Below are 25841 nucleotides of genomic sequence, written 5' to 3' on the forward strand. Positions count from 1 at the left end.
CGGCGAGAGCAAGCTGCGTATAGCATCGGGACATGCCAAAATCTCCAAAGTGAAGCCGTTGAAATCATTGGCATGTCGCACTTGGAAATAGAATGTACCCGGCTACACACAAAGATCGGATAAGATAGATTATGGAACATAATCATATCCGCAGATCGTAACTGACGATACGCTGTTTATGCCGCCGGCGCGATGATCTCTCGCTTCTGATTGACCCTCAGCTCTTCCGACACGTACCAGCCGTCCCATTGTGAGAACTGACGAAAGACCCTGACGTATCCCTTGCGCCGAAGCAGCGCATCGATTTCCGGTTCGGTCTTCGGATTATTCTCGACCGACAGCAGTTTGATTTTGCGATTAAAGCTGAACGCCTGCAGGATTGCCAGTTCGCTTCCTTCCGTATCGATCGACATGTAGTCGATCACCGGTGGCGCATCATACTTGTCGAGCAGATCGTCCAGGGAAATCGTCTCGACCTGAATGCGCCGGCCTTTGCTGCGCACGGCGGCAAAATGATCGCCGTCGGAGAAGCTGGCAATGGCGCTCAGTTCCGGATCGGACGTGTCGGTCGCAACAAACGTCACGACATCGCCTGACGTCGATGAGACGCACATGCGCTCGATACTCGCGCGCCTGTTGGCGAACAGCTCGTCGTGCCAGATTGGATTGGGCTCAGCCAGAATGCCCTTCCAGCCGAATTTCGTCTCGAGGAGCCACGTATTGCTGTTCTTCAGCCCGTTTGTGGCTCCGAACTCCACAAAGAACCCGTCCCGTTTCTCGCCGAGCTCGAAACATACCCATAAATCCTGCAATATCTGTGATCTGGCGTAATCTCTTCGGGAGAAACAATAGCCGAGAAACCGTGCTTCCTCGTTCTCCAGCGCCTGGGAAACCTCCGATCGGTTCAGTCTTATCGAATTGAACAACAGAGTCTGGGTCGACGTGCTCTTCAACACCTTGTTACAAAGAGCAGCCATTCCGGAAAGAGTAAGCTTTTTTAGGCTTACCATACTGGCACCTTTTCACATTGAGCTCTGTCTGTTCTTCCAGGAATGAGGAAATACTAGACAGGAACCAACCACCGAAAGAATTTTAGGCAACTGCATGCAACTGATAGACATGCGCGACTAGCGTATCGCACCAAGTGACAATACATCACCAAAATCTAAAGTATATGAGGAACGCGTTCGAGCATCGAACGTAGTTATCGAATGCTCTTCGCTGTGGCAAAAACAATACTTGCGTCGCTCACAATCGCGACGTGAGCATATGCCGCCTGGCTCGCTGCGACGGTATCGCCCCGCATAATCGCGGTCACGATAACGTCGTGCTCATCGTAAGATTTGGCCAATCGTCCAGGCAATCTAAACTGCGCGCGCCGAAATGGAGCGAGCCGCGCGCGGGTCTGTGTCACCAGTTCGTAGATGTGATCGTTGTGGGCTCCACGATAGAGCTGGCTGTGAAATTCCGTGTTGTGGGCGGCGTAGTCCTCGTCGGCACCGGCGTGCACGAGCTTGGCCGATGCGCGGTGCTCGAGCTCGAGCGTCCGTCGCTCATCGACGGTCATCCGTTCCGCGGCCAGCCGCGCACAGATCGCCTCCAGCTCAGACATCGCTTCGAACATGGAATGAAGGTAGCTCTCGGTGACGTTGGCAACGACGGCGCTGCGGTTCGGCTCGCGCTCCACCAGCCCCATGGCGCCCAGTTCGCGCAAGGCTTCGCGTACAGGCGTGCGCGAAACATCGAACCGGGCTGCGAGCGATATCTCGTCGAGGCGCTCACCCGGCGACAGCACACCGGTCACGATCATGTCAGCGATGGCACGCACCATCTGCTCTACGGTCGTCCCTGCCCTGATCACTTCTCGACGCCTGATTTGCTTCACAATTTCATCTGCCTTCCTGATTGCATACAGATGTACGCGACCCGAAAAAAAGTCAAATATTTTATGTTTTTTCGTGTTTTACGCCCGCTTCCTTATAAAGATAACCAAGATATTCTTGCGTTATCGATCGGGTGATCGCCCTAAAAGTAATCCGTGAATATTTTTTCAGCATATGCAGCACAAATCTGCATACACTTTATCCTTTCGGCTGCCTGGCGTGATTTTTATATAGATAAAACAAATAGATAAAGTTTGGCACAGCCATTGCATACACTTTTTCGTAACGTTTTTCGAACCGGCCCTGGCCGCAAGGAGCATTCCGATGACCAAACTCCTTTCCATGAATCGCCGCCATTTCCTTCAGGCTTCCGCAGCCGGCGCACTCGCTCTTATGCCTGGCTTGCTCCCGAGCCGCGCCTTCGCCCAGACGGCGCTGACTGTCGGCTTCATCTATGTCGGCCCCAAGGACGACTACGGCTATAACCAGGCGCATGCCGAAGGTGCCGCAGCCGTCAAGGCAATGCCTGGCATCACCGTCGTCGAAGAAGAAAATGTGCCTGAAACCGTCGATGTCCAGAAGACGATGGAGTCGATGATCAATCTCGATGGCGCGACCCTGCTGTTCCCGACCTCGTTCGGCTATTTCGACCCCCACATGCTGGCCATGGCCGCGAAATATCCCGACATCCAGTTCCGCCATTGCGGCGGCCTCTGGCAGGAGGGCAAAAACCCCATGAATACCGGCTCCTATTTCGGCTATATCGGCCAGGGCCAGTATCTGAACGGCATCGCGGCTGGTTACGCCTCGAAGAGCAAGAAGATCGGCTTCGTCGCCGCCAAGCCGATCCCGCAGGTGCTGCAGAACATCAACTCCTTCCTGCTCGGTGCCCGCTCGGTCGATCCCGCCATCACCTGCCAGGTGATCTTCACCGGCGAATGGTCGCTGGCCGTCAAGGAAGCGGAAGCCACCAACGCGCTGGTCGACCAGGGCGCCGACGTCATCACCTGCCATGTGGACAGCCCGAAGGTCGTGGTCGAGACCGCGGCCGGTCGCGGCGCCTTCGTCTGCGGCTACCACGCCAACCAGAGCCCGCTGGCGCCCGAGAAGTACCTCACCGGCGCGGAATGGGCCTGGGGCAACGTCTACACCGATTTCGTCAAGAAGGCGCAGGCCGGCGATAAGCTCGGCAATTTCGTGCGCGGCGGCCTGAAGGATGGCTTCGTCAAGATGAGCCCGCTCGGACCGGCCGTATCGGCTGAAGCCCGCACCAAGTTCGAGGCCGTCCATGCCGCGATCATGAGCGGCAAGTTCTCGGTCTTCAAGGGACCGATGAAGGACAACAAGGGCAACATCATCGTCGCCGCCGACAAGGCGCTCGGCGAGGACGCGATCGAGCTCGAGAGCATGGACTATCTGGTCGAGGGCGTCGTCGGATCCACGGCTTAAGCCAGAGGGAGAAGCGTCATGACAATCGAGGCGAACACTCCATCCCTATCGCCCGCAATCTCCGATACGCCGGCGCGGTCCGTCCTGGGGCCGTTGCTGGAATGGCTGGCGCGGCGGGCAGAACCCGTCGTCATCAGCCTCGGCGCGATCCTGGTCGGTCTGGCGCTTTTCTCGCTCTTCATCATGGCGGTCGGCAAATCGCCGGCCGTCCTTTTCCAGCTCATGTATACCGGTGGCTTCGGCAGCTGGTTTTCGGTGCAGAACAGCCTTAGCCGTTCCGCGCCGCTGCTTCTGACGGCGCTCTGCGTGGCGCTGCCGGCGCGGCTCGGGCTGACCATCATCGGCGGCGAGGGAGCGGTGGTGCTTGGCGGCGTGGCTGCCGCAGCAATCGCCCTTCCCTTCATCGGCACCCTGCCCGCCATCCTGGTGCTGCTTCTGATGGCGGCGGCGGCCATGGTGGTCGGTGGCATCTGGATCGGCTTCGCCGGCCTCCTGCGCCACTATCGCGGGGTGAACGAGACGATCTCCTCGCTGCTGCTTGCCTATATCGCGATCGCGCTGATGAACCAGTTCGTCGAGGGGCCGCTGCGCGATCCGGCCAGCCTCAACAAGCCTTCCACCGCGCCGCTGCCGGCGGAATACATGATGGGCAAGATACCGGGCATGGACGTGCACTGGGGTCTGGTGATCGGTATCGTTGCCTGCATTGTCTCCTGGATCCTGATCGAGGTGACGAGCTACGGCTTCGCGGCCCGCATCGCTGGCGGCAATGTGCGCGCCGCGCAGATCCAGGGATTGCCGGTGGGGCGACTGATCGTCGGCTTCACTGGTATCGCCGGCAGCTTCGCCGGGCTTGCCGGCATGATCGAAGTCGCCGCCGTCCAGGGCAGCGCCAATGCCTCGATCGCGGCCGGCTACGGCTATACCGGCATCCTCGTTGCCTTCCTGGCGCGACACAATCCGCTGGCGATCATTCCCGTCGCCATCCTTCTCGGCGGCATCGATGCCTCGGGCGGGTTGATCCAGCGGCGCATGGGCCTGCCGGATGCGACCGTGCTGGTGCTGCAGGGGACGCTGTTCGTCGTCATCCTGCTGTTCGAGACCTTCTACGGCCGCTTCAAGATCTTCAACCCCGACCTTTGGAAGAGGAACCCGTGATGGACGAGACCGGTATCGGCATATGGGGTGTACCGCTGGCGATCCTCGCCGGCGCCATCCGTGTCTCCACACCCTTCATCTTCGTCAGCCTCGGGGAGACGATCACCGAGCGATCCGGGCGCATCAATCTCGGGCTCGAGGGAACGCTGGTGTTCGGCGCGATGACGGCCTACGCGGTTGCCGTCATGAGCGGCTCGGCCTGGCTCGGCGTGCTCGCGGCGATGGCGACGGGCGCCGTCTTCGGCCTCGTGCACGGCTGGATCTGCAAGTGGCCGAAGGTCAATGATATCGCGATCGGCATCGCCATGATGCAGTTCGGCCTCGGCATGGCCTTCTTCCTCGGCAAGCCCTTCATCAAGCCGGTGGCACCGCATCTGCCCTCGATCCCGCTCGGCGGCTGGTCGAGCCTGCCGCAGGTGCAGGCGGCGTTGAACATCAATGTGCTCTTCGTCATCGGCGCGCTGCTGGCGGTAGCGCTGTGGTGGGCGTTCAAGAATACCCGCGTCGGGCTGATCCTGCGCGTCGTCGGCGACAGCACGGATGCGGCGCGCGCCATGGGCATCGATCCGGATCGCGTTCGCCTGCTCGCGACAGCGGCGGGCGGGTCGCTCGCCGCGGTCGGCGGGGCCTATCTCTCGCTCTACTACCCGGGGTCGTGGAACGAGGGTATCTCATCCGGCCAGGGGCTGATGGCGGTGGCGCTGGTCATCTTCGCGCGCTGGAACCCGATCGGCTGCTTCCTGGCCGCGCTGCTCTTCGGCGGTGCGGGCGCGCTTGGCCCTGCCCTGCAATCGGTCGGCGTCACGCAAGGGTACTACCTGTTCTACGCAGCGCCCTACGTGCTGACGCTCGCCATCTTGATCGCCACCTCCTCGCCGACCCGCTCGCTTGCGGGTGCGCCGGGGGCCCTGTCACTCACGAAATAAGTCACTCACCAAGTAATTCTGTTTTGAAATAGGGATTTAGCCATGAACGGTCTCGGCGGCCTCAACAAATCCGAACACGGCGTCGGCATCGGCCTTGTGCAGTTGCAACTCCCCGTGACTGTCACCAAGGATGATCTGGCGCGGCAGACGCAGCTCATAGTCGATCTCGTCGGCAAAGCGCGGCGCAATCAGCCGGGCATGGATCTGGTCGTCTTCCCCGAATATGCGCTGCACGGGCTGTCGATGGATATCAACCCTGACATCATGTGCCGGATGGATGGGCCCGAGGTCGCGGCGTTCAAGAAGGCGTGCCTGGACAACAAGATCTGGGGCTGCTTCTCGATCATGGAATTCAATCCCGGCGGCATGCCCTACAATTCAGGCATCGTCATCGACGATACGGGCGAGCTGAAGCTCTATTACCGCAAGATGCACCCCTGGGTGCCGGTCGAGCCATGGGAGCCGGGCAATCTCGGCATTCCCGTCATCGATGGCCCCAAGGGCGCCAAGCTGGCGCTGATCATCTGCCATGACGGCATGTTCCCGGAGATGGCGCGCGAGTGCGCCTACAAGGGCGCCGAGATCATGATCCGCACGGCGGGCTATACCGCGCCGATCCGCGAAAGCTGGAAATTCACCAACCAGTCCAACGCCTTCTGCAACCTCATGGTTACGGCGAGCGTGTGCATGTGCGGCTCTGATGGCACCTTCGACAGCATGGGCGAAGGCATGATCTGCAATTTCGACGGCTCGACTATCGCCCACGGGACGTCTGGCCGGGTCAACGAGATCATCACCGCCGAAGTTAGGCCCGATCTGGTGCGCGAGGCACGGCTCGGCTGGGGCGTCGAGAACAACATCTACCAGTTCGGCCATCGCGGCTATGTCGCTGTCGAGGGCGGCGCGGGCGACGCGCCCTACAGCTACATGCACGACCTGATCGCTGGCCAGTACAAGCTGCCTTGGGAGGCGGACATCAAGATCACCGACGGCACCTCCTGCGGCTTCGACAAGCCGGCGAGGCGCTATGGCGAAACATTCAAGCTTGCGGGCGAATAGAGGAGACGGACGATGGACATGATGACCGAGGCAAAAGAGCATTACGTCAAGGCCGATCCCTACCCCTGGCCCTATAACGGGGCGCTAAGGCCCGACAATACCGCGCTCATCATCATCGACATGCAGACCGACTTCTGCGGCAAGGGCGGCTATGTCGATCACATGGGCTACGACCTCGCTCTGGTGCAGGCGCCGATCGAGCCGATCAAGTCGGTGCTGACGGCGATGCGCGCCAAGGGATACCACATCATCCACACCCGCGAAGGCCACCGGCCCGACCTCGCCGACCTGCCGGCCAACAAGCGCTGGCGCTCGCAGCGGATCGGCGCCGGCATCGGCGATGCCGGGCCTTGCGGCCTCATCCTCGTGCGTGGAGAGCCGGGCTGGGACATCATTCCCGAACTCTATCCTCTTGAGGGCGAAGTGATCATCGACAAGCCGGGCAAGGGCTCGTTCTGCGCCACGGATCTGGAACTGATCCTCAACCAGAAGCGCATCGAAAACATCGTCCTCACCGGCATCACCACCGACGTCTGCGTCTCCACCACCATGCGCGAGGCCAATGATCGCGGCTTCGAATGCCTGTTGCTCGAGGATTGCTGCGGCGCCACCGATTACAACAACCACCTCGCCGCCATCCACATGGTGAAGATGCAGGGCGGCGTGTTCGGCTCGGTATCCAATTCCACGGCTTTGATCGAGGCGCTCGTCTGATGCCATCGATGCGTGCCCAAGTCTTTCGCGTGCCGGCCGACGGGCCGGATGATGTCTCCGGCGTCGAGGCGCTGTTTGCTGCCGGCTTGAACCCGGATAATGTGGTCGCCATCCTCGGCGAGACCGAGGGCAATGGCTGCGTCAACGATTTCACTCGTGGCTACGCGACATCGAGCTTTGAGACGCTGTTTCACCAACACGGTGTCGAGGGCGTGTCGATCGTCATGTCCGGCGGCACCGAAGGAGCGCTGTCGCCGCACTGGACGGTGTTTGCCCGCGAGGAGACCGACGCACCGGCGACGCGGGCGCTGGCGATCGGGGCGGCGCGCACACCTGCCCTGCCCTCGCATGATCTTGGGCACCGTGCACAAGTGCTGATGGTGGCCGATGCCGTGAAGGCCGCAATCCGGGATGCCGGGATCGAGGATATGGCGGACGTGCATTTCGTGCAGATCAAGTGCCCGCTTCTGACCACGCAGCGGATCGCCAGGGTCGAAGCAACAGGGAAGACCGTTGCCACGCGTGACACGCTGAAATCCATGGGGCTTTCACGCGGCGCGTCTGCGCTTGGCGTGGCGGTCGCGCTTGGCGAGGTCGATGCGGACGAGATCACCGATGGCGATATCGGCACGCGACACGAACTTTATTCGCGCTGCGCTTCGGCGTCGGCCGGCATCGAGTTGCTGGATCACGAGATCGTCGTGCTCGGCATGAGTTCCAGGTGGTCCGGCCCGCTTCAGATCGACCATGCCGTCATGCGCGACGCAATCGATGTGCAGTCAGTCACGGCAGCCTATGCGCGACTGCCCGAAGGCAAGCTGGCGGCGGTGCTGGCCAAGGCGGAGCCGGATCCGAGCGGTCAGGTGCGCGGCAACCGGCACACCATGCTCGGCGATTCCGACATATCCGGCACGCGCCATGCCCGCGCCTTCGTCGGCGGCGTGCTGTCAGGCGTGTTCGGAATGACCGATCTCTACGTCTCGGGTGGCGCCGAGCATCAGGGGCCGCCTGGCGGCGGTCCCGTGGCAATCATCGTCGAAAAGGAGACCTGAAGTGAGCATAGTCCGCGACACGCCTCTTCCACAGGCCGGCAAGGCCGTCGGCATCCAGACTCTCGACATGACCATGCGCTTCGGCAGCTTCACGGCGCTCGACCATGTCTCGGTCGACATCCCGGCGGGCAGCTTCCACGCGCTGCTCGGCGAAAACGGCGCCGGCAAGTCGACGCTGGTGAAATGCATCATGGGTTTCTACCACCAGACATCGGGCTCGCTGTCGGTGGATGGCCGCGAAGTCGCCGTGGGCTCACCGAGAGATGCCGCCGCCTACGGGCTGGGCATGGTTTACCAGCACTTCACGCTGGTGCCGTCGCTGACCGGGGCCGAAAACCTCGTGATCAGCCGCGCCGTCGTGCCGGCGGTGATCAACTGGGCCAGGGAGCGCAAGGATCTCGCCGCCCTCATGGAACGCATGCCGTTCAAGATTCCGCTCGACCGGCCCGTCAGCGAACTGGCGGCCGGCGAGAAGCAGAAGCTGGAGATCGTCAAGCAGCTCTATCTAGGCCGCTCCTTCCTGGTGCTGGACGAGCCGACCTCGGTGCTGACGCCTGCCGAGGCCGACGAGATGCTCGGGCTGGTGCGCGGGATGACCGAGCGCGGCGAACTGACCGTGCTGATGATCTCGCACAAGTTCCACGAGGTGACGAAGTTCGCCGATGCCGTCTCGATCCTGCGCCGCGGCAAGCTGGTCGGCGGCGGAAAGGTCGGTGAACTCTCCACATCAGACATGGCCTCGATGATGATCGGCGACGTGAAGCTGGCAGAGCTGGATACCCGCGTGCCAGTCTCCTCGACGGCGAAATCCGTCCTCAAGGTCGAAAAGGTCAAGGCGCCGGACCGGTCGGGGTTGAAAACCATCGAGATCGAGAACCTGACGGTGCGCTCCGGCGAGATCGTCGGCATCGCCGGCATTTCGGGCAACGGCCAGAAGGAACTCACGGAGATCCTCGCCGGCCAGAGGCCGACGGATGCCGGCACCGTCGAGGTCAATGGCGACGCCTATGGCGCGACGCGGCCGGAAACGCGGCGCAACAACGTGCGCTTCATTCCCGAGGAGCCGCTGCAGAACGCCTGCGCGCCAAAGATGACAGTCAGCGAGAACCTTGCCTTCCGCACCTTCGACCTCAAGGCCGACGGCAAGGATGCGATCTGGCTCAGCAAGGGCAAGATGCGCAAACGCGCCACCGATCTGATCGCCGATTTCAAGGTGAAGACCGCATCGTCGTCCTCGCCGATCGCAGCCCTTTCGGGCGGGAATGTGCAGCGGGCGGTGCTGGCCCGCGAGCTCACCGGCGAGGTCGATCTGCTGATCGTTTCCAACCCATGCTTCGGGCTTGATTTCTCGGCGGTGGCGGAGATCCGGGCGCGGATCATGCGGGCACGCAATTCGGGTGCCGCCGTTTTGCTGTTGTCGGAAGACCTCGACGAGCTGTTGGAGATGTCCGACCGGATCATGGTCATCTCGGAAGGCAAGCTGGTTTACGAGACGCCGGCGCTCGCAGCTGACATTGCCGTTATCGGCTCTCACATGGCGGGACACCATTGATGACGGAGATCAAAGCCCAACCTTTCGCCTTCCCTGCGAAGCCAGGTGAGCTGGCGCTCGTCGTCATCGACATGCAGCGCGACTTCGCCGAACCCGGTGGCTTCGGCGCCAGTCTCGGCAACGATGTCGGGCGCATCACGAAGATCGTGCCCGACGTCAAGCGGTTGATTCAGGGGTTTCGCGACGCGGGATTGCCTGTCATCCACACGATGGAATGCCACAAGCCCGACCTCTCCGATCTTCCGCCCGCCAAGCGCAACCGCGGCAAGCCGAGCCTGCGCATCGGCGACGATGGACCGATGGGGCGGATCCTCATCGCGGGCGAGCCGGGCACGGCGATTTTGCCTGAACTTGCGCCCATCGATGGCGAGACCGTCATCGAGAAACCCGGGAAAGGCGCCTTCTACGCCACCGAACTTGGCGACGTTCTGAAGGAAAAAGGCATCACGCAGCTGGTGTTCGCAGGCGTCACGACGGAAGTCTGCGTGCAGACGACGATGCGCGAAGCCAATGATCGCGGATATGAGTGCCTTCTCGCAGAAGAGGCCACGGAGAGCTATTTTCCAGAATTCAAGGACGCCGCCATCGCCATGATCCGCGCCCAAGGCGCGATCGTCGGATGGACGGCACATGTGGACGACATATTGGAGGTGATCGGTCATGCCTGAGACGACACGCGAGATTCTGACGCTAGGCGGCTGGAAAGACCTGACTTTCTCTCCGTTTCGTGAAGAGGTGACGATCCACTGGATCCGGCCCTTCGAGGGCGATCAGCCGGGCGTAGCGCTGCTGAAATACGAGGCCGGCGCCTCGGTACCGCGCCACCGCCACGAGGGGCTGGAGACCATTCTCGTGCTCGAGGGCACGCAATCGGACGAAGCTGGTGACTATGGTCGCGGTAGCTATATCGTCAATGCCGCCGGCACGGAGCACTCGGTCTGGAGCGATACCGGCTGCGTGGTGTTGATCCAATGGGATCGGCCGGTGAAAATACTGGAAGAGGAAAGAGCATGACCGCGGGACCGCCATTCGACATCGCATCGCTGCACGCCTTCTACGCCGACGGCGGCACCGTCGCTGACATCTTCGATCAGGTCTTTGCGCGCATTGCCGCGGTCAACGACCCCGGGATCTTTCTTCATCTCGCGGATAGAAGCAAGCTGGCAGCTGAGGCGGAAGCGCTTGGCGCGTTCGATCCCATCACGAAACCCCTGTGGGGCGTTCCCTTCGCGGTCAAGGACAACATCGATGTTGCCGGCATGCCAACCACGGCGGCCTGCCCTGACTATGCCTATGTCGCCGAAAACGACGCGACGGTGGTCCGCTTGCTGAAAGACGCCGGGGCGCTCGTCATCGGCAAGACCAATCTCGACCAGTTCGCGACCGGCCTCGTCGGTGTTCGGTCTCCCTACCCGATCCCACGCAATGCCATCGATGCGCGCCTCGTTCCCGGCGGCTCGAGCTCCGGCTCCGCGGTTGCCACCGCGCAAGGAATTGTCAGCTTTGCGCTGGGCACCGATACTGCCGGTTCGGGGCGTATTCCCGCAGGGCTCAACAATATCGTCGGGCTCAAGCCGAGCGTCGGCGCCTTTTCTACCACAGGCGTCGTGCCGGCCTGCCGGACATTGGATTGCGTCTCCGTCTTCGCATTAACGGTCGACGACGCCTGGACCGTCTTCGGCGTCGCCGCACGCCATGATCCGGCGGATGCCTATTCGAAGACGATCCCGGCCACCGGCTATGGCTCGCTGCCGCCCGTACTGTCGATCGGCGTTCCTGCCAAGGACGACCGGCAATTCTTTGGAGATACAGCCATGGAAGCGGCCTACGAGGCTGCGCTGGCGACCTTGTCCGGGCTGGGCCATCGGCTTGTCGAAGTTCCGTTCGGTGACTTCTACCGGGTCGCCAATCTTCTCTATGAAGGTGCCTGGGTCGCCGAGCGCTATGCCGCGGTCAAAGATTTCTTCGACGCGAGAGAAGACAGATTCCATCCGGTAACCCGGAAAATTTACAGTGCCGCGAAATCGCTGACGGCGGCCGAAGCGTTCAATGGCCTCTATGCGCTTCAGGCGCTCAAGCAAACGCTGCAGCCCGTGATCGCCTCCGTCGATCTGTTCTGCGTGCCGACGGCGCCGAGCCACTACACGCTTGCCGATCTGGAGGCCGAGCCGATCCGTGAAAACTCGCGGCTTGGGACCTACACCAATTTCGTCAACCTGCTGGATATGTGCGGCATTGCCGTTCCGACAGGCACGCGCGCCGATGGTCTACCGGCCAGCGTCACGCTGCTTGCCTCATCCGGCCGTGATGGGCTGACAGCGGCGCTTGCCCGCGACCTTCATCAGACGACTGACCTGACAGTCGGCGCCACCGGCTGGCCTCTGCCGCCCGCCGCAAAGGCTTCCGCCGACAGCGATCACGGGCTGATCGATCTGGTCGTCGTCGGGGCGCATCTGTCCAGCATGCAGCTGAACGTGCAATTGCGCGACCTCGATGCACGCTTCTCCAGGACGGCACAGACGTCGGATGCCTACCGCCTTTATGCCCTTGCAGGCCAGGTTCCGGCTAAGCCGGGAATGATCCGTGTAGAGGCGGGGCAAGGCGGCAAGATCGATGTCGAAGTCTGGCGACTGACGCCGGCCGCCTTCGGCGCCTTCGTCGCGGCAATCCCCTCGCCGCTTGGCATCGGCACGGTTCACCTGTCCGACGGCACCTCAGCAAAGGGATTTCTGGTCGAGCCCGCGGCAATTGCCGGCGCGATCGACATTACGGCCTATGGTGGCTGGCGCAACTATGTTGCCAGCGCGCCAGAGCGACGGGCTCGAAGCGCCGGCTGATCCGCCGGCAAAAACGCAAAACCGTCTGATCCCTTCAGGCGATTTCGGGTTCGGTCAACTCGACGTCGAAGCTCATCTGGTCGTAGGCCGGAACGACGTGCTCCGGCGTCTCTGCCATCACCGTGTCATAGTCCAGCGGCGTATGCATGTGGGTCAGGATCGCCCGCTTCGGCTTCAGGCGTTCGATCCAGTCGAGCGATTGCTCCAGTGAAAGGTGGCTCGGATGGTATCGGTATTGCAGAGCGTCGATGATCAGGATGTCCAGACCCTCGAGTTTCACAACAGTTTCCGGCGGGAAATCACTGATATCGCTACAATAAGCGATATCGCCTATACGAAATCCCAGCGAAACGATATCGCCGTGCTGCTGTATGTGCGGCCGGAACGTGATCGTGCCCCCGGCACCGCTGATGCGAAGCGGCGCACCGATATCCTCGATAATCCTCGCCTCGACAATCGGAGGGTAGTTGCTGCCGGGAGGTGTTTCCAGGCAATAGCCGAACCCCTGCCGGATCCGGTCCATCGTGACCGGCGTGGCATAGATCGGAACGCGCTGTTGCGAACCGAAGTAATACCCGCGCAGATCGTCGAGACCATGAATATGATCGGCATGGGCATGCGTATAGAGGACCGCATCGACGTTATCGACACGCGCTGCGATCATCTGTTCGCGAAAGTCCGGCCCGGTGTCGATAACAACGGTGGTCACGCCGCCGTTGTCATCATATTGCTGGACCATGAAGGACGATCGGGTGCGCCGGTTCTTTGGGTTAGCCGGATCGCAAGCACCCCAATCGCCGGTGATACGGGGTACGCCGGGCGACGATGAACAGCCTAGAATGGTGAACCGTCGCCGATGGACCACCGCGTCAGATCCTTGGCATTTTCGAGAAGCAGCGGAATGCGTTCTCCGTCGTGATCCTCGAGATCTCGGCGTAGCTGACATCCAGCGTTTCAGCCAGAACTTCGGCGGTGTTCACCACATAGGATGGCTCGTTGCGCTTGCCGCGCCAGCGCTTCGGCGCAAGGTAAGGCGCGTCGGTTTCGACCAGCAGCCGATCATGCGGAATGGTCTTGGCGATGTCGCGCAGATCCTGCGACTTCGGAAATGTCAGGATGCCCGAGAAGGAAATGTAGCCGCCGAGCTCCACGCCGGTTCTTGCAAGCTCCGGACCGGCCGAGAAACAATGCAGGATGAATGGGAATGCACCCTTGCCCGTTTCCTCGGTCAGGATCGCAGCCATATCTTCGTCGGCGCTGCGGCTATGGATGACCAGCGGAAGCTTTGTCTCACGCGCTGCGGCGATGTGACGGCGGAAACCGGTCTTCTGATCCTCGGGTTTCTGCGTGTCGTAGAAGTAGTCGAGCCCGGCTTCGCCGATCGCGACGACCTTCTCGTGCGCATTGGCAAGGCGCACGAGGTCTTCGGTCTGGATGTCGAGTTCTTCGTTTGCGCTGTTCGGATGCGTGCCGACGGAGCAGAACACCGATGGATACTTTTCGGTGATGGCCAGCAGAGTGTCGAGCTTGCGGACCCGCGTGGAGATCGTCACCATCTGCTTGACGCCGGAATCCTGGGCGCGCTTGACGATGTCGTCACGCTCCTCCTCGAAATCGGCGAAATCCAGATGGCAATGCGTATCGATCAGCATGGTGGTCTCACGCCTCGGGTGCGACGTAACGCGGGAATACCGGCGTCGGCGCTTCAAGCGGCGTGCCCGGCGCGAGCCGGCCTGCTTCACCAAGGGCTGCAAAGTCCCGCTTGTCGGCAGGTGCCGCGACGAGATTAAGCAGCTTGTCGGCCGATTCAGGCACGAATGGCTGCAACATGATCGCGATCTGACGGACAACCTCGGCTGTCACGTAGAGTACGGTGGCCATGCGCGCCGGGTCGGTCTTCTTCAATGCCCAAGGCTGCTGCCCGGCAAAATAGCGGTCTGTCTCGGACACAACGGCAATGATCGACGTCAGTGCGCGATGGATCAGCTGCTTGTTCATGTCCTCGCGCGTCGAAGCGTGCAGGGCGTCTGCAGCGGCCAGCATTGCCCTGTCTTCGTCGGTCAAGGGACCGCATTCCGGGATCTTAGCGTCGCAGTTCTTGACGATCATCGACAGCGAGCGGCTGGCGAGGTTGCCGATGCCGTTTGCAAGATCAGAGTTGATGCGCGTGCCGATTGCCTCTTCGCTGTAGCTGCCATCGTGGCCGAAGGAGACTTCGCGCAGGAAGAAGTAGCGCACCTGATCAAGACCGAAATGGTTCACGAGATTGACGGGATCGACGACGTTGCCGAGCGACTTCGACATCTTCTCACCCTTGTTGAGCAAGAAGCCGTGCGCGAAGACGCGCTTGGGCAGAGGCAGGTTCGCGGACATCAGGAAGGCCGGCCAGTAGACCGCGTGGAAGCGAATGATGTCCTTGCCGATGATGTGGACGTCCGCAGGCCAATACTTCGCCCGTGGGCCATTCTTGTCTTCGATATAGCCGGTCGCGGTGATGTAGTTGGTCAGGGCGTCAACCCAGACATACATGACATGCTCGGGATCATTCGGAACCTTGATGCCCCAATCGAAGGTCGTACGCGAAATCGACAAATCCTTCAGGCCCGACTTCACGAACGAGATGACTTCGTTGCGGCGCTCGGCCGGACCGATGAAATCGGGATTGGCTTCGTAGAGCGCGAGCAGCTTGTCCTGGTATTCGGAGAGCTTGAAGAAGTAGCTCGCTTCCTCAACCCACTCGACCGGCGTGCCCTGCGGCCCGTAGCGCACGCCATCGGCGCGCAGCTCGGTTTCGTTTTCCTGGTAGTAGGCTTCGTCGCGCACCGAGTACCAGCCGGCGTAGGAATCCTTGTAGATGTCGCCGGCGTCGGCCATCAGGTTCCAGATATTGCGGGAGGTCTCGTGATGGCGCTCCTGCGTCGTGCGAATGAAATCATCATTCGACGCATTCAGTAGTTTCGCCATGGCCTGGAATTCGCCGGAGTTGCGGTCGGCGAGCTCTTGCGGGGTGATGCCTTCAGCCCGCGCCGTCTGCTGCATCTTCTGCCCGTGCTCGTCGGTGCCCGTCAGGAAGAACACGTCCTTGCCGTCGAGCCGCTGGTAGCGTGCCATCGCATCGGTCGCGATCAGTTCGTAGGCATGGCCGATATGCGGCTTGCCGTTGGGATAGGAAATCGCGGTGGTGATGTAGAAAGGAGTCTTGTCTGCCATGGCGGCCATCGTATCCGTCTAACTCTATAAAAACGATCAGCCGCTCCTTAGCGCATGTGGCGGCGAAGCGAAACATTAAGTTTCGAAACGGTTGGCGGTTTCAGGGGCAGAGCCCGCGCGACCTTGACTCGCTTTTTCTCGCATTCTACGCAGAGGCAAAGAAGACAGGGTGACAGCAACGTGACACTTCAGGCATCCCTCAGCAACGTTTCGCGCGCAGGCTCGAGGCTCACCGTTTGACCCTATCCAGCTTCGATCCGCTCTACTCGCTATCCGGGCTCCTCGTGGGCGCGCTTGTCGGAATCACCGGTGTCGGCGGCGGTTCGCTGATGACGCCGATCCTCGTACTGCTCTTCGGCGTACACCCGGCAACTGCCGTGGGCACTGATCTACTTTATGCCGCCGTGACCAAGAGCGCGGGCACCGCCGTTCACGGCATACACGGCCGCATCAACTGGCGCGTCGTCGGCTGTCTGGCCGCCGGCAGCGTGCCGGCCGCATTGCTGATGCTCTGGCTCATGGCTGGCGTTGATCGCAAGAGCATAGAAGTCGCGCATACGATTACTACAGCTCTTGGCTGGCTCCTGGTCATGACAGCATTCATGCTGGTGTTTCGGCGCCAGGTGCTCGACTTCGCCAAGCGCTCCATCGGCGACCGGCGCCCGATGCGCCCGGCAACGATCTCCACCCTCACCGTCCTGCTGGGCCTGGCGCTCGGTGTCCTTGTGACGCTTACCTCCGTCGGCGCAGGCGCCCTTGGCGTGACTGTCCTGCTGATCCTTTACCCGCGGCTGGACGTTCGCGAGATCGTCGGCTCCGATATCGTCCACGCCGTCCCGCTGACGTTGATCGGCGGCATGGGCTACTGGATGATCGGCGAGATCGACTGGGGCATGTTGCTGGCCCTGCTCCTCGGCTCCATTCCCGGCATTATCATCGGCAGCCTGTTCGCACCGAAGCTCCACGAGCGCACGATCCGCATCGTGCTTGCTCTGACGCTCGCCGTCGTTGCCTGGAAACTGCTGGCGAGCTGACCTCGCCTGATCAGGGACCTGGCTGTTTGATATCGCCGAGGATGCTCAGGATCGTCTGCTTGCGATCCAGATTGTAGGCATCCGATACCGCCAGCCGCTCGATGATATCGGAGTGGAGCCGCGACAAGCGCTCCGCGGCAGCCACCTGCCCCGCCATTGCAGCCGCTCGTGCCTTGCCCATCAGATCATCGCCGACATGGCTGGAGAAAAACTCGAAGATGGTGTCGCTCTCCTTGCCCGAGAGCGCATCGGCGAGGCGATGCATTGCCTTTCGGGCGGATGGCCCCTGCGACGCCAGCACCTCGTTGTAGGCCGCGATGATCTCGCCGCCACCGTAATTGACGAGCTTCAACGCCTCGCCGACACTGCCGTTCGCGGCAGCAAGGAGGTCGCTATCGTCGACCCGGACGCCGAGGTGCGCAAGCGCAGCGCCAAGCGCCTCATCCCCGAGCGGTGACAGCTTCAACGGCAGGCAGCGGGACCGGATGGTGGGCAAGAGCTTGCCCGGCGCGTGCGAAATCAGCAGGAACAGCGCCCGCTTCGGCGGCTCTTCGAGGATTTTCAGGATGGCGTTGGCCGCGCTGCGGTTCATATCGTCCGCGGGATCGATGATGACGATGCGCCAATTTCCGGTACCCGAGGTCTGGGAAAAGAACTTTCCGGCCCGGCGCACTTCATCGACCGTGATCGCCGACTTCTGCTTCCCGGTCTTTTCATCCACCGGTCGGGCAAGATACAAGAGATTGTGCGAGGCGCCCGCGACGATCTGACGGGTCACCGGCGAGCCCGGATCGGGGTCGGCCATCAGCTCCGGCGCGCCGGCCGGATCCGGATGCGACAAGACGTGATTTGCGAAACGAAACGCCAGCGTCGCCTTGCCGATCCCCGACGGCCCTTCGATCAATAGCGCATGATGGCTTTTGCCCGAGTGGTAGGATTGGGCGAGAAATGCAGCCGCATCTTCATGGCCGAAGAGCTTCGTGTTTTCCGCTGGCCAGATGGCGCCGTCGAGCAGACCCGGGCGTTCGTCACTCATGGCGCCGCTTCCGTTGTCTTCGATACTATTCCTGATGCAAGGAGCTGCTCGACGATCGACAGGATATCGGCAGAGATGACGTCCTGGCTGCGCATCGCGTTGACCACATGGCAACGCTCCGGTTCGCGCGCGGCGATATCGAGGAAAGCCTCGCGGCGCTTCTCGTGTGTCTCCAGCTCTTCCTTCTCGAACCGGTCGGGCGCCACATCTCCGGCTGCGCCGCGCTTCTGGGCGCGCTCCAGACCGGCACGTGCCGGCAGATCGAGAATCACCGTACAATCGGGAACGACGCCGTTCACAGCAACCCGCTGCAGCGTCTCGACGAATTCCGGCTCGAGATTGCCGGTCACGCCCTGATAGACCCGGGACGAATCCATGAACCGATCGCAGAGAACGACCTCGCCACGCAGCAGCGCGGGCCGTATCAGTTCCTCGACGTGATCATTACGCGCAGCAGCAAACAGGATTGCCTCCATTCGGGTGCCATAGGCCTCCGCGGCGCCTGACAGGAGCACGTGGCGCACGGCCTCCGCTCCGCGGGAGCCACCTGGTTCGCGAGTCAGCAGAACGGTGTGTCCAGCCGCCCGAAGCGCTTCCGCCAGCAGGCGGATTTGCGTCGATTTACCAGCGCCCTCGCCGCCTTCAAATGTAACAAACAACCCAGTATGGAATGACAATAATACGTTCCTGCATTTCGGCGCCGGTGCCGCCACTGCCGTACATCTAGCGGAAGATGCCGACGAGCGGAACTGCTTGCGGGTCAACTCCGTGTGTTGCCCCACAATGAACAGCGAATATGGCGATCACGTGGGCTCGGGCTTGTTCCAGAGCCAGGAAAAGAGCAGCGATTCACCGACTTCGAGCAGCGCATCGACGGCTCTGCTGCTCAGCGATCCGACCTCAACCGCGTTCTTCGTGTAGAGGGGAACCTCCCGCAGAAGTCGGCTGCCGGCAAAGATGCGAAGCGTGCCCACGGACTGGTCGGCGGCCACTGGCGCCATCAAGGGCCAGCGATAGACGATCCGCGCGGCCAGGCGATCGGGATTGTTGACCGGGATATAGACGCTGACAGGGGCCTTCGCGACAAGATCGACGTTGCGCTCGGCGCCACCGTAGACGCTGGCCGCACCGATGACTTCGGTTTCTGCGAACAACTGCCGGCTCTCGAATGAACCCAGCCCCCACTCGATGATGCGCTTGGCCTCTTCGGTTCGCTCCTTGTCGGATGCAATACCGCCGAGTGCCACGAACAGCCGGCGGTCGTTGCGCACGGCGGACGCGACGATGGAATATCCTTCTCCCTCGGCAAACCCGGTCGCGAGCCCGTCAACCCCAAGACCGAAGCCCAACAACGGATTGCGGTTCCGCTGGAAGATCTTGTTCCACTGGAAATCGGGCTGCGCGAAATAGGGATAGAAGTTCGGATAGGCCTGTTGGAGTTGAACGGCAAGCGTGACCATGTCGAACGCCGTCGTCTTGCTCTTCCCGTCAGGAAGGCCGGTCGAGTTACCAAAGAGCGAGTGCTGCATGCCGAGTGTCTTGGCCCTGCGGGTCATCGCTTCAGCAAAGGCCGGCTCGCCGCCGCTCATGCCCTCCGCAAGGATGATGCAGCTGTCGTTCGCGCCCTGAATGGCGATGCCCTTTGCCAGATCCTCAACGCGCACATTCGATTTCAACGCCGCAAACATCGTTGCCGTGCGCGACGGCGCTCCACCGGTGCGCCAGGCGTACTCGGAGACAGGATATTGCGTGTCGAGGGTGATCTGGTTTTTCGTCAGGGCATCAAAGACGAGTTCGACCGTCATCAGCTTGGCAAGGGATGCCGGCGAAAACGTCTGGTGTTCGTTTTTGGCCAGAAGGACTGTGCCGGTCGACGCCTCGATCATGTAGGCCTGTGCTGCCTTTGTGCCGAAGGCCGGCGCCGGCTCATTGGCAGCCGGCGCGGCATTTGCAGCAACCGGCAACAAGAACGCACAAAGACGAAGCATACGCTTCAGCATCAACAACCCCACCAATCAGGCAACCTTGCCCATGGGAGACGACATAAACGGCGTTCGACCGCCGCACCACTGGCGCCAGCGTTACCGCTTCTGGCGCTTGAACGAAGCGAGGATCGAATCCTGCGTGAGCCCGTCGTTACGCACCATGACGGCATCGAAAGCCAGTGGAACCGTCACCGTCTTGATCTCTTCCTGATAGCCCATCGCCATGCCGCCACCATAGGGCCGCTCATAAGGAACGGGGCCGATATCGGGGAGAACAACCATCTGCTCGTACGACTGCGACGCACCGGTCGAGAAAGGCGACGCCATCGGGGTCGGCACGGCGTTGTACTTGGCGCTAGGCGTCGAACCGGCATACGAGGTCGCCGACATCGGCACAGGAACGGAGGCCGGCGTGGGCGCGTAGCCGCCAAATGTCTGGATCTCGTCGGCAGTTATGCGCTTGCTGTTGGACGCTACCATGACGCCGCTAGCGATCTGCCCCTCACCCGGATTGATGCCCGGGATACGGCTGCCCTTGGGCACATAGGAGGCCATCAGATACGGCATGTCGTGGCCGTCCATGCGGGCGCGACCGACATACTGCACGCGGACATTGCCCGTGCCGCTGTGCTGCAGATCGAGCATATCGGCCGTCTTGTTCGACAGGTCGATGATACGGCCCTCATGATAAGGGCCACGATCGTTGACACGCACGATAACGGACGAGCCGTTCTCGACGTTCGTTACACGGGCATAGCTTGGAAGCGGGAATGTCGGGTGAGCGGCAGATAGGTGCATCTGGTCATAGACTTCGCCATTGGCGGTCAACCGACCATGAAACGCTGAGCCGTACCAGGAAGCGATACCGACCTTATTGTAGGAGAAATCCTCTTTCGGGTAATACATCTTACCCTTGACCGTGTAGGGGTTGCCGACCATGTAGCGGCCGCCGCCCTTGGGGATATTGTCGCCGGTCGCGACCCGCGGGCTCGCCTTGACGCCATATTCCTTCTCGGAGAAATACTCTTTGCCGTGCTTAGGCTTGGTCGGCGCAGGCGCCGTGCCACATGCCGTAACCGTTGCACAGATCAGCGACAGCCCTACCCATCGCATTCCCGTCGCAAATGACATTGCCCCGCCGTCTCGCCTCATATGTCCCACGCCGCTCAAGACCGTTATGGTTAAGAAATCCGCCCTTGCGGGCAAGACACCCCTAGTTCCATCAACCTAACGAGACTTTAATCATGATGCGTTCGTGGCAAATTTGCGAAGACTTTCGCCGAGATAGAGACAATTCTAATTAATATGGTTAATAAACTGCTAATTTAACGATCTATAACCGCACGTCCCGACATGGGACGCGGCGACCCGCTCTCAGTCGAGGAACCGCAAATCCCGATCCGTGCGACGACCTAAAGGAATGGATATTTCGCCGGACGTCCTTGTCGCCTCAGGCCGCCGCGATGTCTCCCGCGCTACGGCTTTATAAAATGTGCCTGACCAGATTCCTGCAACTGGTCGAGCGTCTTGCCCAGACAATTTCCACCGTTGGATCCGCCAACCGCTTTCGCATGGCCGTCAAGGGAGATCGTGCCTGCAAGACGTTCCGACGCGACATAGGTCGCCAATCCTTCAGGCGTAATTCGTGAAAGATAGAAAGCGTGGAACATCCCTTTGTATTCGCAGCTGATCACAAAGGGAAACTTATCAAACTGATCACCGGCAGCTTCCGACGCCGTGACTGACGTTAGGTGCAGGGACGCAGAGGCCGCGACCAAGAGTCCGGCGCTTCTGACCGGGGCAGCACGCAGCATTTTCCAAATCGATAGGTATGCCATTATCTCAGACTCCCTCAACTTTTCGATGAATCAAACGCGTGTCCGATTACGTTCTGAGTATGCTGTAGAAGTGAGTGGCGACGGCAAGCTTACCGGATAGGAGAAATTCACCAGGCCTATGCTGAAGACCCACCGTTTCGACAACAATAACTCAAACCTTTTCGCGGACAAGTCGCCGGTCGCCGGCCGAATTCTGCATCGCTACTCTCGGTCGGAGACTTCAGGCGCCGAGCCCTCCGGAAACCACAACATGCCTGAGAGCTTGAAAAGGAAGGCGGTCGTCCAGCCAAACAGAAGTATGCCGTTGACGCCCTCCAGGGCACTGGCGATCCTCCAGTGACCCGTCAGCGTAACATCACCATAGCCGATGGTGGCGAAGGTGACCGCCGAGAAATAGACGGCCTCCTCCATATTCTCGAGCGCTCCGGTCAGCCAATAAGCCAGCGCCCAGATCATGATCTCGATAAAGTGTGCAACGACAAAGCCGAGAACGAACACGTAGGTGTAACCTAGCCGCATCGCGTTCGACAGGCCGGCAGCCTTGGCGAGCGGCTTCAGACTAAAGCCATAGAGAACTATCACGGCAATGCCGTGAACGATGATCGTGCCGAGCAAAAGGCTGGCAGCTATCAGAACGACAAGGATCACCGCGATTGCCCCTCCGAAACTCGCGTCAGTTGCGGCCTATGGTTGTTATTGCAATAAAACCGATATATAACAATAGCAAATTAGGAATGCTTAATTCTATGCCGAGGGAGCCATGGAACTTGCAAACCTGCCGTGTGCCGATCAACCGACTGAGGTGGAGATACGCCAGCAGTTGGATCGGATATTTGCGAGCGCCGAGTTTCACTCTCCGCAGCGAGGCCGCGCGTTCCTGCAATTCATCGTGGACGAGACGCTGGCGGGACGCTCGGAGTTCCTGAAGGCGTTCACGATTGCCAATATCGTGTTCGGCCGAAACGTGTCATTCGATGCGCAAAACGACCCTGTCGTACGCATCGAAGCGGGCCGGATGCGCCGAGCCCTGGAACGCTATTATCTGATCGTTGGTCGTGACGATCGGGTGGTCGTCACGATACCAAAAGGCGGTTATGTGCCGTCGTTCACCTATGCTGAGAGCGACAAGGCGACTGGCCCGCAACCTTTATCCGACACGGTCTTGGCAAAGGAGACTGGCTCGGCGCCGCTCCTGCCCTCGCCGGCTCCACTCGTTACTGCTCCCACCCGTTCCTGGGTGAAATACGCATTGCCGGCAGGCGCGTTCCTCGCTGCACTCGCGGTAGCCGCCCATACGCCGCTCACGTCCTTGCTCGCGCCGATGCTAGGCGCCTCGCACCCCACAGCGGTCGCTGACGCGAGCCCTCCGAAAATCCTCGTCGAGCAATTCCAGAATGGCGCCGGATCAGAGGCAACGTCCGATATGGCGCAAGGCCTGAGAGACGAGGTCATCGGGCAACTCGTGAAGTTCAAGGATATCGTTGTCATCGCAAATCCGGCGGCGAGGGACGAAAGCACCACCGAAGAGCCCCGCTATGCCTTGCAGGGCAGCGTCCGGCTTGAGGAAAACCAGCTGCGCTCGCTGGTCCGCCTTGTCCGTACGGCTGATGGCGCCGTCGTCTGGGCAAACAGCTACGACGGGGACATGCGATCGCAAGGAATCTTTCAGATTCAAGAGGATATTGCACAGCGTGTCGCAACCACGGTCGCCCAGCCCTATGGCACCATCTTCCAAACGGATGCCGGTGCGCTCGCCCAGGAGCGAACCAGTGGCAGCTTCGACAGTTACGCATGCACGCTGGCATATTACAGCTATCGCATGAGCATGAGCGCGACCAGTCATGACGCCGCGAAGGACTGCCTACAGAAGGCCACGCAGCGCAATCCGAACGAAGCGACCTATTGGGCGCTGCTGTCACTGACCAATCTCGACGAGTTCAGGTTCGCGTTCAAGCTTGGGCGACCGTCTTCTCCCGCCCCGCTTCAACGCGCCGTCGAAGCGGCCCAGAAGGCGATCAGTATCGACCCTCAGAACTCGCGCGCCCTGCAGGCGTTGATGCTGGTGAGCTTCTTCGAGAATGACATCGATACGGCCTTGCGCGCAGGCGCTGCCGCCTACGCCGCCAACCCGAACGATGCGGAGGTGGCCGGCGAATACGGTCTGCGACTGTCGATGTCGGGGAAATGGCAGTCCGGCTGCGAACTGGTGTCGAGCGCGGTAAACAAGAGCGCCGGTCCCAAGGGTTATTACGAAGTCGGCATGGCGCTTTGCGCCTTCATGCGTGGCGACCTTCAAGCCGCCGAACTGTGGTCGCGCATGTCCGACCTGGAATACAATCCGATACACCGCCTCGTGCTGCTGTCGATCCTTGGTGCGGCCGGGAAACGCGAAGAAGGCAAGCAACAGCAGGATTGGCTTCAGGCCAATGCGCCGGCGCTCATGAAAAGCATCCGCAAGGAAGTTTCGATACGGCTTCAACGAAAAGAAGATCAGGAGCGCTTCTTTGCCGGCCTGAGAGCAGCCGGCACGCCTGTTGCATCATCCGACGCACCGGTTTCGACGCAGTAGCGGAACCTTCTCCCGTATTTAGGGTATGCCGATCCACCGCAGCGAAGCCGCAACCAGTAGATGCGAGGTATTTTACCGTATCATACCGGAAATGGCCTGTATCTTACTGCCCTGTTCGCCCGCACCGGCCTATATGGGAAGCGTAGGTCCAGTAGCTACGGCGTGATTGCGATGGCGAGGTCGAATTCGTGGTTTGGCATTTGGGGTGCCAGGGTGTGCGACGTCGACGCTCATCCTATTACTGACGAAACGCTTGGGGGACACATGATGCGACGAGCAAAGTGCAGTGCCGTGCATGCGCCGATTTATTCTCTTCTTGCATTGTGCCTGCCCGTCGGATCCGCTCTTGCCCAAGAGGCGGCGAAACCGGCAGACAAACCGGCTGAGACCAGCAAGGCCGAGGAGCATTGGATTCCGAAACTGCGGCTCGGAGACGACAACTCCTATGTAGAGCTCTACGGTCAGATCAACAAAGGCCTGCTGGTCTATGACGACGGCGGTTCCACCGACAACTACTTCCCTGTGGACAACGGCAACTCGTCGACGCGCGCTGGTCTTCGGTTCTCCACCAAGATGGAGAACAACTGGTCGGTCGGCGGCAATCTCGAATGGGAATGGACACCGTATTCGACCACAAGCGTCAATCAGCTCAATAAGGATCACTACGATTGGGAGGCCAACCTTCTGCGAAAGGCGGAAGTTTATATGGACTCGAAGGAGTACGGGAAGTTCTGGTTCGGCCAAGGCAGCATGGCTTCCGATGGTACCGCCGAAGTCGATTTGTCGGGCACCAGCGTCGTAGGCTATTCGCTTATTTCCGACATGGCTGGTGGACCATTCCTAAGGCTGGACGATGGAACGCTTTCCTCGATACGCGTCAAGGACGCCTTCACCAACTACGACGGTCTCAGCCGAAAACTGCGCTTCCGCTACGACACACCGTCGTTCGGCGGGTTCAGCGTGTCATCGTCGGTCGGAACGCAAGTCGTACCTGATCCGACGGACGTCGCCGTGTGGGACATCGCCTTGCGATACGACCAGACGATTGAGGACGTCAAAGTCAGTGGCGCATTGGCCTTTTCGAGGCCGGGCGACAGCAACTCGATCTACGACGCCTCGGTTTCCCTGTTGCATCAGCCGACTGGCCTTAGCCTGACGCTTGCGGCGGGTTATTCCGACAAGGAAGCGATCGATGGCCGCTACGGCTATGCCAAGCTTGGCTACCAAACGGATATCTTCGAGGTCGGCAAGACCGCCTTCTCCGTCGACGCCTATTTTGGCAAGGACATCAAAGCCAAGGGTACCAATAGCGATTCCTACGGTGTGCAGGTCGTCCAGAATCTCGACTATCTCCAGACCGAACTCTACGTCGGCGCGCGCACCTATTCGTATGACGACGAAGTCGCCAGCGTCCAAGACAGCTATGCAGTGCTCGCAGGCGCCAGACTGAAATTTTAGCGATGTTTCGCGCTCAAAGGTTCGGGCGCGACGGACCCTTCAACTGGAAGAGGCAGCGAACCGCCAACCATGGCGGCGCTT

The 25841-nt window shown here is 60.7% G+C and carries 24 protein-coding genes; 13 read left to right on the plus strand and 11 right to left on the minus strand.

What is annotated here, in order from left to right; all coding sequences use genetic code 11:
- Nucleotides 1-176: 176 nt before the first annotated feature.
- Both A6U87_RS10670 and A6U87_RS10675 read right to left on the minus strand, forming a co-directional pair.
- Nucleotides 177-758 carry an FkbM family methyltransferase gene (locus tag A6U87_RS10670; protein WP_244499464.1) on the minus strand — a complete coding sequence of 194 codons (582 nt, stop codon included), beginning with the start codon at nt 756-758 and terminating at the stop codon, nt 177-179.
- A gap of 446 nt (nt 759-1204) precedes the next feature.
- Nucleotides 1205-1885 (minus strand): GntR family transcriptional regulator, encoded by a 681-nt coding sequence (locus tag A6U87_RS10675; protein ID WP_244499465.1) that lies wholly within the window; start codon nt 1883-1885, stop codon nt 1205-1207.
- Between the two features lie 322 nt (nt 1886-2207).
- Here A6U87_RS10675 and A6U87_RS10680 point away from each other — a divergent pair, with 322 nt between their 5' ends.
- The 10 genes from A6U87_RS10680 to atzF are packed head-to-tail and all read left to right on the plus strand — an operon-like array spanning nt 2208 to nt 12630.
- The gene (locus tag A6U87_RS10680; RefSeq protein WP_065691251.1) at nt 2208-3332 is read left to right on the plus strand and encodes a BMP family ABC transporter substrate-binding protein; all 1125 of its coding nucleotides are present in this window, start codon (nt 2208-2210) and stop codon (nt 3330-3332) included.
- 18 nt (nt 3333-3350) lie between these two features.
- Nucleotides 3351-4490, plus strand: a complete 1140-nt coding sequence (locus A6U87_RS10685) for an ABC transporter permease (protein WP_065691252.1) — start codon at nt 3351-3353, stop codon at nt 4488-4490.
- On the plus strand, nt 4490-5416 hold the full coding sequence (locus A6U87_RS10690; protein ID WP_018899850.1) for an ABC transporter permease: 927 nt from the start codon (nt 4490-4492) through the stop codon (nt 5414-5416). Before A6U87_RS10685 ends, A6U87_RS10690 begins: the two co-directional genes overlap by 1 nt.
- Before the next feature lie 42 nt (nt 5417-5458).
- Nucleotides 5459-6475, plus strand: a complete 1017-nt coding sequence (locus A6U87_RS10695) for a formamidase (protein WP_065691253.1) — start codon at nt 5459-5461, stop codon at nt 6473-6475.
- Between the two features lie 12 nt (nt 6476-6487).
- Entirely contained in the window at nt 6488-7189 is a 702-nt protein-coding gene (locus A6U87_RS10700; protein ID WP_065691254.1) for a cysteine hydrolase family protein, read from the plus strand.
- A complete protein-coding gene (locus A6U87_RS10705; protein ID WP_065691255.1) occupies nt 7189-8241 on the plus strand; it encodes a ring-opening amidohydrolase in 1053 nt (350 codons plus the stop codon). The genes A6U87_RS10700 and A6U87_RS10705 overlap by 1 nt, the downstream gene beginning before the upstream one ends.
- Before the next feature lies 1 nt (nt 8242).
- Complete coding sequence (locus A6U87_RS10710) at nt 8243-9793, plus strand: ABC transporter ATP-binding protein (protein ID WP_065691256.1); 1551 nt, start codon at nt 8243-8245, stop codon at nt 9791-9793.
- Nucleotides 9793-10461, plus strand: coding sequence for a cysteine hydrolase family protein (locus tag A6U87_RS10715; protein WP_065691257.1), 669 nt, complete (start codon nt 9793-9795; stop codon nt 10459-10461). Before A6U87_RS10710 ends, A6U87_RS10715 begins: the two co-directional genes overlap by 1 nt.
- Nucleotides 10454-10807: a cupin domain-containing protein gene (locus A6U87_RS10720; RefSeq protein ID WP_065691258.1), complete on the plus strand. Its 354-nt coding sequence runs from the start codon at nt 10454-10456 to the stop codon at nt 10805-10807. The genes A6U87_RS10715 and A6U87_RS10720 overlap by 8 nt, the downstream gene beginning before the upstream one ends.
- A complete protein-coding gene (gene atzF / locus A6U87_RS10725) occupies nt 10804-12630 on the plus strand; it encodes an allophanate hydrolase (protein ID WP_065691259.1) in 1827 nt (608 codons plus the stop codon). The genes A6U87_RS10720 and atzF overlap by 4 nt, the downstream gene beginning before the upstream one ends.
- 34 nt (nt 12631-12664) lie before the next feature.
- Here atzF and A6U87_RS10730 read toward each other — a convergent pair whose 3' ends face one another.
- The 3 genes from A6U87_RS10730 to metG are packed head-to-tail and all read right to left on the minus strand — an operon-like array spanning nt 12665 to nt 15840.
- Complete coding sequence (locus A6U87_RS10730; protein WP_065691260.1) at nt 12665-13495, minus strand: MBL fold metallo-hydrolase; 831 nt, start codon at nt 13493-13495, stop codon at nt 12665-12667.
- 4 nt (nt 13496-13499) lie between these two features.
- Entirely contained in the window at nt 13500-14282 is a 783-nt protein-coding gene (locus tag A6U87_RS10735) for a TatD family hydrolase (RefSeq protein ID WP_065691261.1), read from the minus strand.
- 7 nt (nt 14283-14289) lie between these two features.
- On the minus strand, nt 14290-15840 hold the full coding sequence (gene metG, locus A6U87_RS10740; protein WP_065691352.1) for a methionine--tRNA ligase: 1551 nt from the start codon (nt 15838-15840) through the stop codon (nt 14290-14292).
- Between the two features lie 236 nt (nt 15841-16076).
- Between metG and A6U87_RS10745 the strand changes: the two genes are divergently transcribed.
- Complete coding sequence (locus tag A6U87_RS10745; RefSeq protein WP_065691262.1) at nt 16077-16874, plus strand: sulfite exporter TauE/SafE family protein; 798 nt, start codon at nt 16077-16079, stop codon at nt 16872-16874.
- A gap of 10 nt (nt 16875-16884) precedes the next feature.
- Here A6U87_RS10745 and A6U87_RS10750 read toward each other — a convergent pair whose 3' ends face one another.
- From A6U87_RS10750 to A6U87_RS10775, 6 genes are all read right to left on the minus strand, one after another.
- Entirely contained in the window at nt 16885-17910 is a 1026-nt protein-coding gene (locus tag A6U87_RS10750) for a DNA polymerase III subunit delta' (protein ID WP_065691263.1), read from the minus strand.
- Nucleotides 17907-18587, minus strand: coding sequence for a dTMP kinase (gene tmk / locus A6U87_RS10755; protein WP_065691264.1), 681 nt, complete (start codon nt 18585-18587; stop codon nt 17907-17909). The genes A6U87_RS10750 and tmk overlap by 4 nt, the downstream gene beginning before the upstream one ends.
- A gap of 126 nt (nt 18588-18713) precedes the next feature.
- A complete protein-coding gene (locus A6U87_RS10760) occupies nt 18714-19910 on the minus strand; it encodes a D-alanyl-D-alanine carboxypeptidase family protein (protein WP_065691265.1) in 1197 nt (398 codons plus the stop codon).
- Between the two features lie 81 nt (nt 19911-19991).
- Complete coding sequence (locus tag A6U87_RS10765; protein WP_065691266.1) at nt 19992-21047, minus strand: septal ring lytic transglycosylase RlpA family protein; 1056 nt, start codon at nt 21045-21047, stop codon at nt 19992-19994.
- 323 nt (nt 21048-21370) lie between these two features.
- The gene (locus A6U87_RS10770; RefSeq protein ID WP_083199345.1) at nt 21371-21733 is read right to left on the minus strand and encodes a hypothetical protein; all 363 of its coding nucleotides are present in this window, start codon (nt 21731-21733) and stop codon (nt 21371-21373) included.
- Nucleotides 21734-21934: 201 nt separating this feature from the next.
- Nucleotides 21935-22381, minus strand: coding sequence for a potassium channel family protein (locus tag A6U87_RS10775; RefSeq protein ID WP_065691267.1), 447 nt, complete (start codon nt 22379-22381; stop codon nt 21935-21937).
- Nucleotides 22382-22493: 112 nt separating this feature from the next.
- Here A6U87_RS10775 and A6U87_RS10780 point away from each other — a divergent pair, with 112 nt between their 5' ends.
- Together A6U87_RS10780 and A6U87_RS10785 are read left to right on the plus strand one after the other, a co-directional pair.
- Entirely contained in the window at nt 22494-24302 is a 1809-nt protein-coding gene (locus tag A6U87_RS10780; protein WP_065691268.1) for a hypothetical protein, read from the plus strand.
- 264 nt (nt 24303-24566) lie between these two features.
- Nucleotides 24567-25760 (plus strand): porin, encoded by a 1194-nt coding sequence (locus A6U87_RS10785; protein ID WP_244499466.1) that lies wholly within the window; start codon nt 24567-24569, stop codon nt 25758-25760.
- The last annotated feature ends 81 nt before the right edge of the window (nt 25761-25841 follow it).

Origin of the sequence: Rhizobium sp. AC44/96, from assembly GCF_001692185.1 — a bacterium.
In the GTDB taxonomy this organism is placed as follows: domain Bacteria; phylum Pseudomonadota; class Alphaproteobacteria; order Rhizobiales; family Rhizobiaceae; genus Rhizobium.

Coding starts and splice junctions, on each gene's coding strand:
- A6U87_RS10680 (WP_065691251.1), top strand. CDS start 2,208: ATGACCAAACTCCTTTCCATGAATCGCCGCCATTTCCTTCAGGCTTCC.
- A6U87_RS10685 (WP_065691252.1), top strand. CDS start 3,351: ATGACAATCGAGGCGAACACTCCATCCCTATCGCCCGCAATCTCCGAT.
- A6U87_RS10690 (WP_018899850.1), top strand. CDS start 4,490: ATGGACGAGACCGGTATCGGCATATGGGGTGTACCGCTGGCGATCCTC.
- A6U87_RS10695 (WP_065691253.1), top strand. CDS start 5,459: ATGAACGGTCTCGGCGGCCTCAACAAATCCGAACACGGCGTCGGCATC.
- A6U87_RS10700 (WP_065691254.1), top strand. CDS start 6,488: ATGGACATGATGACCGAGGCAAAAGAGCATTACGTCAAGGCCGATCCC.
- A6U87_RS10705 (WP_065691255.1), top strand. CDS start 7,189: ATGCCATCGATGCGTGCCCAAGTCTTTCGCGTGCCGGCCGACGGGCCG.
- A6U87_RS10715 (WP_065691257.1), top strand. CDS start 9,793: ATGACGGAGATCAAAGCCCAACCTTTCGCCTTCCCTGCGAAGCCAGGT.
- A6U87_RS10720 (WP_065691258.1), top strand. CDS start 10,454: ATGCCTGAGACGACACGCGAGATTCTGACGCTAGGCGGCTGGAAAGAC.
- atzF (WP_065691259.1), top strand. CDS start 10,804: ATGACCGCGGGACCGCCATTCGACATCGCATCGCTGCACGCCTTCTAC.
- A6U87_RS10735 (WP_065691261.1), bottom strand. CDS start 14,282: ATGCTGATCGATACGCATTGCCATCTGGATTTCGCCGATTTCGAGGAG.
- metG (WP_065691352.1), bottom strand. CDS start 15,840: ATGGCAGACAAGACTCCTTTCTACATCACCACCGCGATTTCCTATCCC.
- A6U87_RS10750 (WP_065691263.1), bottom strand. CDS start 17,910: ATGAGTGACGAACGCCCGGGTCTGCTCGACGGCGCCATCTGGCCAGCG.
- A6U87_RS10760 (WP_065691265.1), bottom strand. CDS start 19,910: ATGCTGAAGCGTATGCTTCGTCTTTGTGCGTTCTTGTTGCCGGTTGCT.
- A6U87_RS10765 (WP_065691266.1), bottom strand. CDS start 21,047: ATGAGGCGAGACGGCGGGGCAATGTCATTTGCGACGGGAATGCGATGG.
- A6U87_RS10770 (WP_083199345.1), bottom strand. CDS start 21,733: ATGGCATACCTATCGATTTGGAAAATGCTGCGTGCTGCCCCGGTCAGA.
- A6U87_RS10780 (WP_065691268.1), top strand. CDS start 22,494: ATGGAACTTGCAAACCTGCCGTGTGCCGATCAACCGACTGAGGTGGAG.
- A6U87_RS10785 (WP_244499466.1), top strand. CDS start 24,567: ATGATGCGACGAGCAAAGTGCAGTGCCGTGCATGCGCCGATTTATTCT.